Origin of the sequence: Roseivivax isoporae LMG 25204 (genome assembly GCF_000521865.1) — a bacterium.
In the GTDB taxonomy this organism is placed as follows: Bacteria; Pseudomonadota; Alphaproteobacteria; order Rhodobacterales; family Rhodobacteraceae; genus Roseivivax; species Roseivivax isoporae.
In genome coordinates this window covers 1-6,483 of the sequence record NZ_JAME01000079.1, presented here as the reverse complement: position 1 = coordinate 6,483, position 6,483 = coordinate 1, and the positions used below count along the sequence as shown (strand labels likewise).

At 68.8% G+C, this 6,483-nt stretch carries 9 protein-coding genes and 1 pseudogene; 1 reads left to right on the top strand and 9 read right to left on the bottom strand.

The genetic code is table 11. From position 1 onward, the window contains the following. Positions 1 to 419: HK97 gp10 family phage protein (locus RISW2_RS23785; RefSeq protein ID WP_051492340.1), on the bottom strand; the 419-nt coding region annotated here is incomplete at its 3' end. Positions 420 to 449: 30 nt separating this feature from the next. On the opposite strand from RISW2_RS23785, the gene RISW2_RS22335 reads away from it, so the two are divergent. Continuing rightward, positions 450 to 713 carry a hypothetical protein gene (locus tag RISW2_RS22335; RefSeq protein WP_043775415.1) on the top strand — a complete coding sequence of 88 codons (264 nt, stop codon included), beginning with the start codon at positions 450 to 452 and terminating at the stop codon, positions 711 to 713. Here the strand turns inward: RISW2_RS22335 and RISW2_RS22330 are convergent. The 8 genes and pseudogenes from RISW2_RS22330 to RISW2_RS25145 all read right to left on the bottom strand — a co-directional run. After that, positions 708 to 1,112: a DUF3168 domain-containing protein gene (locus RISW2_RS22330; RefSeq protein WP_043775413.1), complete on the bottom strand. Its 405-nt coding sequence runs from the start codon at positions 1,110 to 1,112 to the stop codon at positions 708 to 710. The two genes, RISW2_RS22335 and RISW2_RS22330, sit on opposite strands and share 6 nt — an antisense overlap. Next, positions 1,109 to 1,444, bottom strand: coding sequence for a head-tail adaptor protein (locus RISW2_RS22325; RefSeq protein ID WP_043775411.1), 336 nt, complete (start codon positions 1,442 to 1,444; stop codon positions 1,109 to 1,111). Before RISW2_RS22325 ends, RISW2_RS22330 begins: the two co-directional genes overlap by 4 nt. Continuing rightward, positions 1,441 to 2,010 carry a head-tail connector protein gene (locus RISW2_RS22320; RefSeq protein ID WP_043775409.1) on the bottom strand — a complete coding sequence of 190 codons (570 nt, stop codon included), beginning with the start codon at positions 2,008 to 2,010 and terminating at the stop codon, positions 1,441 to 1,443. The genes RISW2_RS22325 and RISW2_RS22320 overlap by 4 nt, the downstream gene beginning before the upstream one ends. A gap of 6 nt (positions 2,011 to 2,016) precedes the next feature. Next, positions 2,017 to 2,169, bottom strand: a complete 153-nt coding sequence (locus RISW2_RS22315) for a hypothetical protein (protein ID WP_156943972.1) — start codon at positions 2,167 to 2,169, stop codon at positions 2,017 to 2,019. An 86-nt stretch (positions 2,170 to 2,255) separates the two neighbouring features. Beyond that, positions 2,256 to 3,488 (bottom strand): phage major capsid protein, encoded by a 1,233-nt coding sequence (locus RISW2_RS22310; RefSeq protein WP_051492338.1) that lies wholly within the window; start codon positions 3,486 to 3,488, stop codon positions 2,256 to 2,258. A gap of 11 nt (positions 3,489 to 3,499) precedes the next feature. Then, positions 3,500 to 4,342, bottom strand: a complete 843-nt coding sequence (locus RISW2_RS22305) for a head maturation protease, ClpP-related (RefSeq protein ID WP_043775404.1) — start codon at positions 4,340 to 4,342, stop codon at positions 3,500 to 3,502. Further along, entirely contained in the window at positions 4,329 to 5,588 is a 1,260-nt protein-coding gene (locus RISW2_RS22300; RefSeq protein WP_043775402.1) for a phage portal protein, read from the bottom strand. The genes RISW2_RS22305 and RISW2_RS22300 overlap by 14 nt, the downstream gene beginning before the upstream one ends. A 13-nt stretch (positions 5,589 to 5,601) precedes the next feature. Next, positions 5,602 to 6,483 (bottom strand): annotated as a pseudogene (locus RISW2_RS25145) (terminase large subunit); the annotation flags it as partial.

Genomic DNA, 6,483 nt, shown 5'->3' with positions numbered 1-6,483 from the left:
TTCTCTGCCCGCCAGACAGGGAAGAAGAACGGGTTCGCGGCCATGTTGACCGTCCCGAATTCCTGGAAGCGTGCGTTGTCGCTGTCGAAGTACCCGCCACGCCGCTGGTCGCGCCGTCGCGAGCCCGAACTACGTGCCTGCCGGCGAGCGGTGCCTTCCGTTCCCCCGGCGTAGATGGTGATCGCGATCCGGTCGTATTCGTTGCCCGCGACCTTGCCGACCGTGATCGCACCCTTGGGCGCGTCGCCCCACGTCCAACCGATGCTTTCTGCAAGCGCGCCTGTATCCTTCGGCGCGAACGCCTTCATCAGCTTGACGATCTTGTCCGCTTCCTTCTCGAGCTGCCGGGCCACCTCGAGGCGGACGCTCAGCGGGATCGCCCGCATCCGGCGCTGGAATTTGGCGAGGTTCTTGACCATCTTGGAAACCGTCAGTCGGAGGAGCTGCCCATGAAGAAGATCGCGATCATTGCCGCCCTCGTCGCAGCTCCTGCGGTTGCGCAAGAGGCTGAACAGACAGTCACCCAGTTCAACGGGCACTCGCTCACCATCCTCTCGCGCGAGGTCCAGATCAGTGGGGCCGAAGACGCTAGCAAGCCCCGCGTTCAGGAGCGGGCCGATCAGGTTTGCTCATCCAGCGGGAAGTCCGCCGAGTTGGAGGCCCGCCAGAGGATCGACGGGTTCCAGGTGCAGTATTTCTACCTGTGCCTATAGCTCGACCCGCGCCTCGACAGTGACGATGCCGTGGCCAGTGATCCCGTCCGGATCACGCATGGTCCGGGTGCTCGTCACTCGAATGAACGCGAGCGCGTAGGGGTCGGGTAGCGTCAGCGCTGCGTCGTGCAGTGCTGCCTTGACCGCGCCGGAGATGCGCTTTGTCGGGGAAAGGCGCGCCTGCGAGCGGTCCCACACGTCGATCTGGAAGACGTGCTCCTCGCCGTCAATGCATTCCTCGTCGTCGATGATCTCCTGCGTCGGCCCGAAGGAGACATACGGGAAGGTCACGCCCTTCGGCACGTTGTCATAGATGCGGGCGCCCACGAGCGCCCCGACGCCGGCGTCCGCCACGAGCGCGTCATAGATCGCCTTCTGCAGGGCGACCGAGGCGCTCATACCGCCACCCCGCTCTCGACCGTCACGTAGACCCATTGCCGGTCCGTGATCGTGTCGATCTCGCGGATGTTGTAGATCGTGCCCCGGCGGAGGTCGCGCATGCGCCAGGCCGCCGTGATCTCGCGTGCGGCGACGCTCGAGCGGATCCGGACCTTGTAGATCGACCGGCCCGTCAGCCGCGCCGCTTCGACCGCCTCCGAGCCGCGCTGGTAGATGAACTGCGCGCGGGTCTCGTAGCTGGCCGGCGCCTCGCTCCACCCGGTCTCGGTGCCGCCGTACCCGTCCTGCGTCTCGGTCGGCCGGTCGAAGGCGACGCGCTCGATCAGGTTCATACCGACATCCAGCGCCAGGGGGCGATCTGCCGGTCGAAGTCCGACCAGGACATGGTTGCGCCGGTGCCGAGGCGGTCGTCGTAGTAGTACCGGGCGAGACGCATGATCGCGATCTTGAGGGGCATCGGCACCTCGGCCGCCGCGCCGAAGCCCGCGGTGAACGTCAGCTGCACCGGTGCCGGGTTGTCGTCCTCGAGGTCCGGCAGTTCGAAGTCCGACGACAGGCGCACGAGCGTGCCGCGGGCCTCGGGCACGATCTGCACAAGCTCGGCAGGGACCGTCTGACCCGTGCCCTCCGCGTCGTCGAAGGTGACCTCGACGCTCGACACGTCGGGCACCGGCAGGACCATCCGGCGCGCGAAGTTGCACCGCGCGACCTGCCATGTCTGCGTTACCATGAACCGCCCGAGAACGCCCCGGAAGCCATCGAGGTACTCGGTCGCGCCGGCGAGGAACGTCTCCATGAGCGCATCGTCGTCGTCGAAGCTGACGACGGCGTGCTGCTTGCATTCCTCGAGCGAGACCGGCAGCTCGGCCGGCGCCTCGATGCGGACCGGGCGGAACATGTGCGCTTACTTCCCCGTGCCGTAGGGGGTGGGGTCGAGCCCGAGCTTCTTCGCCATGGCGGGCGTCATGCTCTGCTTGCCCGTCGCCGCGGCCGGCTTCTTCGCCGCCTGTGTCTTCGGCGGCGTCTTCGCCGGGGTCGTCGTCTGTTCGTCAGCCATGTCGGCCTCCTGCAAGGTGGGTGCGGTCCCGGCGACCATCGCCGGGACCTGTCCTGTGACCGCGCCGGGTCAGCCCGGCCGGGATATTACGCGGCCGCCTGCTGCAGGACCTTCAGGCCCTGCGGGTCGGTCACCGCGCCGCCGACGCGCTTGGTCGTGTAGAACAGCACCTTCGGCTTCGCGGTGAAGGGGTCGCGCAGGACGCGGACACCGGCGCGGTCGACGATCAGGTAGCCGCGGCGGAAGTTGCCGAAGGCGATCGGCATGGCGCCTGCCGCCATGTCCGGCATGTCCGGCAGTTCGGTCACCGGATAGGCCAGGAGCTGCGAGGGCTGGCCCGCCTGGCTCGACGGCTGCCAGAGCTGCCGGCCGTCGCTGTCGCGCAGCTTCCGGATCACGCCCATCGTGGTCCGGTTCATCGTGAACCGCGCCTCCTGCGTGTAGGAGCTCGGCACCGCGTAGACGAGGTCGAGCAGCTCGTCCTCGGTCACGGCGGCGGTCGCCGCGGCGGTGATGACCTCGATCGCGCCGAGCGGGTTCGCGGCGGCGTTCGCGGCGCCGGTCGCGTAGGTCAGGAAGCCGTTCGGCTTGTTCGTCCCGTTGCCGGCGACGAAGGCGAGGCCCTCCTGCTTGGCGAACTCGGTCTCGACCTCGCCCGCGATCCAGGCCTCGAGGTCGACCTCGGCGTCGTCGAGCATGCCCTGCGTCGCGCCGGGGTTGGCGTAGATCTCGCCCGGCGTGATGGTCATCTCGCCGAAGGTCGGCGTCGAGCTCTCGGGGCGCGCGGCCTCCTCGCCGACCCAGCCCGAGCCCGTGCCGCGCAGGTTGAAGAGCTTGGTGAAGGCCGTCTTCGAGATCGACTGCGTCGACGCGATCTGCCGCATCGGCGAGACCTCGATCAGCTTGTCGGTGATCGTGCGGTCCCACTCGACCGGCGCGAGGTAGCCGCCCTCGTCGTCGGCACCCTTGCGCAGCGCGGCCTGGACGTCGCCTTTGCAGAAGTGCGCCCGGAACGCGTCGGTGTACTCGGCATCCTTCACCACGCCGGGCCCGCTGCCCTGCATCGCGATCGCGGCGAGCTTCGCGTTGGCCTCGTCGATCGCGGCCTGCAGGGCGCCGACCTCGGTGTTGACCCGCTCGAACTTCTCGGTCGTGACGACGTCGTCGAACTTCGCCTTCAGTTCCTTGTCCTTCTCCGCCTGCGTGTTCTTGAACTCCTCGAAGGCCTTGTTGAGGCTCGCGAGGACCTGCGCCGGGTTCGTTGCATCCGCACGAACCGCGACGACGCCCCGCAGCGGGGCCCTCATCATCTTGGTCATGGTCAGTCCTTTCAGGACGATATGGTGGTGATCAGCTGCCGCGCGGCAGCGGTCCATTCGTCAGCGTCGTGCGTGACGGTCGGGGCAGCGTCCTGCGTGCCCCCCTTCACCTCGGCCAGAAGCGCGCGGCGTTCCGACCTCGGGATTCCATTGCGGGCGAGCGCCACGTCGATGCGCTTCACCGCCTTCACTCCGGACTGCTCGCGCGCACGCGCGGCGTCCTCGACCACGGCGTCGGCCGGCAGGTAGCCGTCGGCGAGACCCGCCTCGACCGCCTGCTCGCCGTTGAACCAGGTCTCCTTGTCCATCCAGGCCGCGGCCTCGGGCTTCGCGACGCCGGCGCGGCTCGCGTAGAGGGTCGCCATCGCGTCGTCGAAGGGTTCCATCATGTCGGCCGCCTCGCGCAGGTCGTGGCGGTTGCCGATCGCCATGACCCAGGCGTTGTGCACCATCATGAAGCCGGCCTTGCCGATCTGGATCTCGTCGCCCGCCATCGCGATGACCGAGGCCGCCGAGGCGGCGAGGCCCAGGATGCGCACGGTGACTTTCTGCGGATGGGCGCGCAGCGCGTTGTAGATCGCCACCCCCTCGAAGAAGTCGCCGCCCGGGCTGTTGATCTCGACCGTCACCTCTTTCTCGCCGATCGACCGCAGCGCGGCGGCGACGCGGCGGGCAGTGACGCCGCTGCCGTCCCAGTCCTCGCCGATCGCGTCGAGGATCGTGATCGTGGTCTCGCCAGCGGCCTTCGGCTGCACGGCCGCGTTCCACCGCTCGAGCGCGGCATCGTCGAGCTCGAACGCGCACACCTTCGGCAGGCGGTCGGCGTTCAGCTCGGGCAGGTTACGAAGGCTCATCGGACGGGTCCTTTCCTGTCAGCCCGGGCGGCGGTGGCGGCGGGTCCGCGCGCTCGGGCAGGTCCATGACTTCGCGCACCTCCTCGTAGCCCATCCAGGGCTGGTGCCCGCCGGAGCCGAGCGCCTTCGAGAAGAACTCCGCCTGGTCCTTCATCGAGCCCCGCAGGAGCGCGCCGGCGTTGAACTTGGCCTCGTAGACGTCGACATCGGCGTCGCCGAGGAGGTCGCGCTCGATGGCCTGCTCCCAGGCCTGGAACCACGGGTTCAGCGAGTAGCGCACGAAGAGCTGGCCCAGCACGTCGATGCCCGAACCCCACGAGGTGTCGTCCATCACGAGGAGCGGCCGTGGCACGCCTCCGAAGGCGCGCGAGATCTCGGCGATCTGCAGGCTGCGGTTCTCGACCCCCTGGCTGTCCCGGCCGGACTGGCTTGCGGGCTCGAGGTCCATCCCCTCCTCGAGGATCTTCCAGCGGTGCGCGTTCTCGGCCCCGCTGTCGTCGTTCATGCTCGCCCGCAGCCGCTCATAGGCCTCGGGCGACAGCCGGCCCGGGTGCTTCAGCACGCCGCCGACGATCATGCCGTTCCGGAAGAGCCGCGCCGCCGCGCGCTCCGCCTGCCGGGCAAGCCCGATCGCCTCGGCAGCCTGGCGAACCGCCGACAGCCCCCGGATGCCGTCTTCCGAGAGGCCGTTTCGGAGGTGCAGGACCTCCCGCTGCGGCAGGTCGACGGTGCCGCCGTCCGTGCGCGTGAACGTGTAGCGCAGCGTCCAGTCCGGCAGCTGCGTGATCCTCATGCGCGCCGGATCGAGCGGGATCAGCTGCAGGACCCGGCCCCGGCTCCACACGATGCGGGCGAAGGCGTCGCCGTATTGCAGCGCGCGCTGCTGCATCAGGCTCCGGAACTCGAAAGCGGTCTGCCACGGGTTCGGCTTGCGGTGCAGCACCCGGAAGAGCGGATGCCCGCGCGCCGGCGTCTTGTCGTCCTGGCGCTGCAGCCGGAGCGGCAGCATCCCGATCGAGAACGAGATCAGCGAGACGCAGCGCAGGACCGTCGTGTTCTTCATGGCGCTCGCGACCGAGACCGTCGCGCCGCTCTCGGTCACCGCGCCGGTGCCGCCGCGGATGAACTCGAGGAACCGCGGGTCGTCGAGACCGTAGAACTGCGCAGCCTCGCCCGCCATCGCGCGCACGTCGGTCGGTTCCGACGTCTCCGGCGCGCCGCGGCGGAAGATGCTGAAGATGCCCATCGCGTGCCCTTGATCAGGCGGTCAGCAGACCGCGGGTTTCGTAGACGCTCGGCCCGCCGCTCGCGACCGGGTTCCAGCTCATCAGCATGACGCTGTTGAAGAGCGCCATGAGCGGATCGATCTTGGCGCTGCCCGACTGCGCCTTGGTCACGATCACGGCGTTCCCGCGCGATTCCGTGCGTGCGTTTCCGACGCACCAGCGCATGATCCGCTGGTCGCAATGCACCATCGAGCCGTTCTTGAGCTTGACCGGCGCCGTCTTGATCGCGGCGTTCAGCTTGTAGCCCTGGCTGATCGAGCGGATGTCCTCGATCGAGAAGCCGGCCTCGATCAGCGCGTCGACGATGGCGCCCACCCCCTCGGGGTCCATGCCGATCCCGTCTTCCTCGGGCAGCCGCCCCGCATCCTCGATCTGCTGGCAGATCGCCACGATCTCGGGGATCGCCTCGGCCTCGAGGTTGTCCACGAAGACGAGCTCGTCCGCCTCGGCCAGGTCCTCCAGCTCGGTCGCGATCGACTTGCGCAGATCGAGCACTCCGCGATCGGCCCAGGCCTTTCCCCAGTGCTGCCACGTCTTTGTCTCGGCGTGCCGGCCGAGGACGCTGATCCCGAGAAGGTCGTCGAGGCCGCCGCCGTCGAGACCGACGACGCAGACCTCGGAGGTCTCGATGATCGCGGCGAGGTCCATGCCCGGCCGGGCGGCCTTCTCCCAGTGGTCCGCGCCGACCCAGCGCTCCGAGTGCAGCCCGAGGCCGATCTCGATGTTGAGGTGCTGCGACATCCAGATGCGCTCGGCTTCCGGCGAGGCCGCACCGTTGTTCGCGTAGTCGTCCTCGAGCCGCTGCCGGCTGATCGACAGCCCGAGGTTCGGAAGCACCAGCGGCCAGTTCTTCCG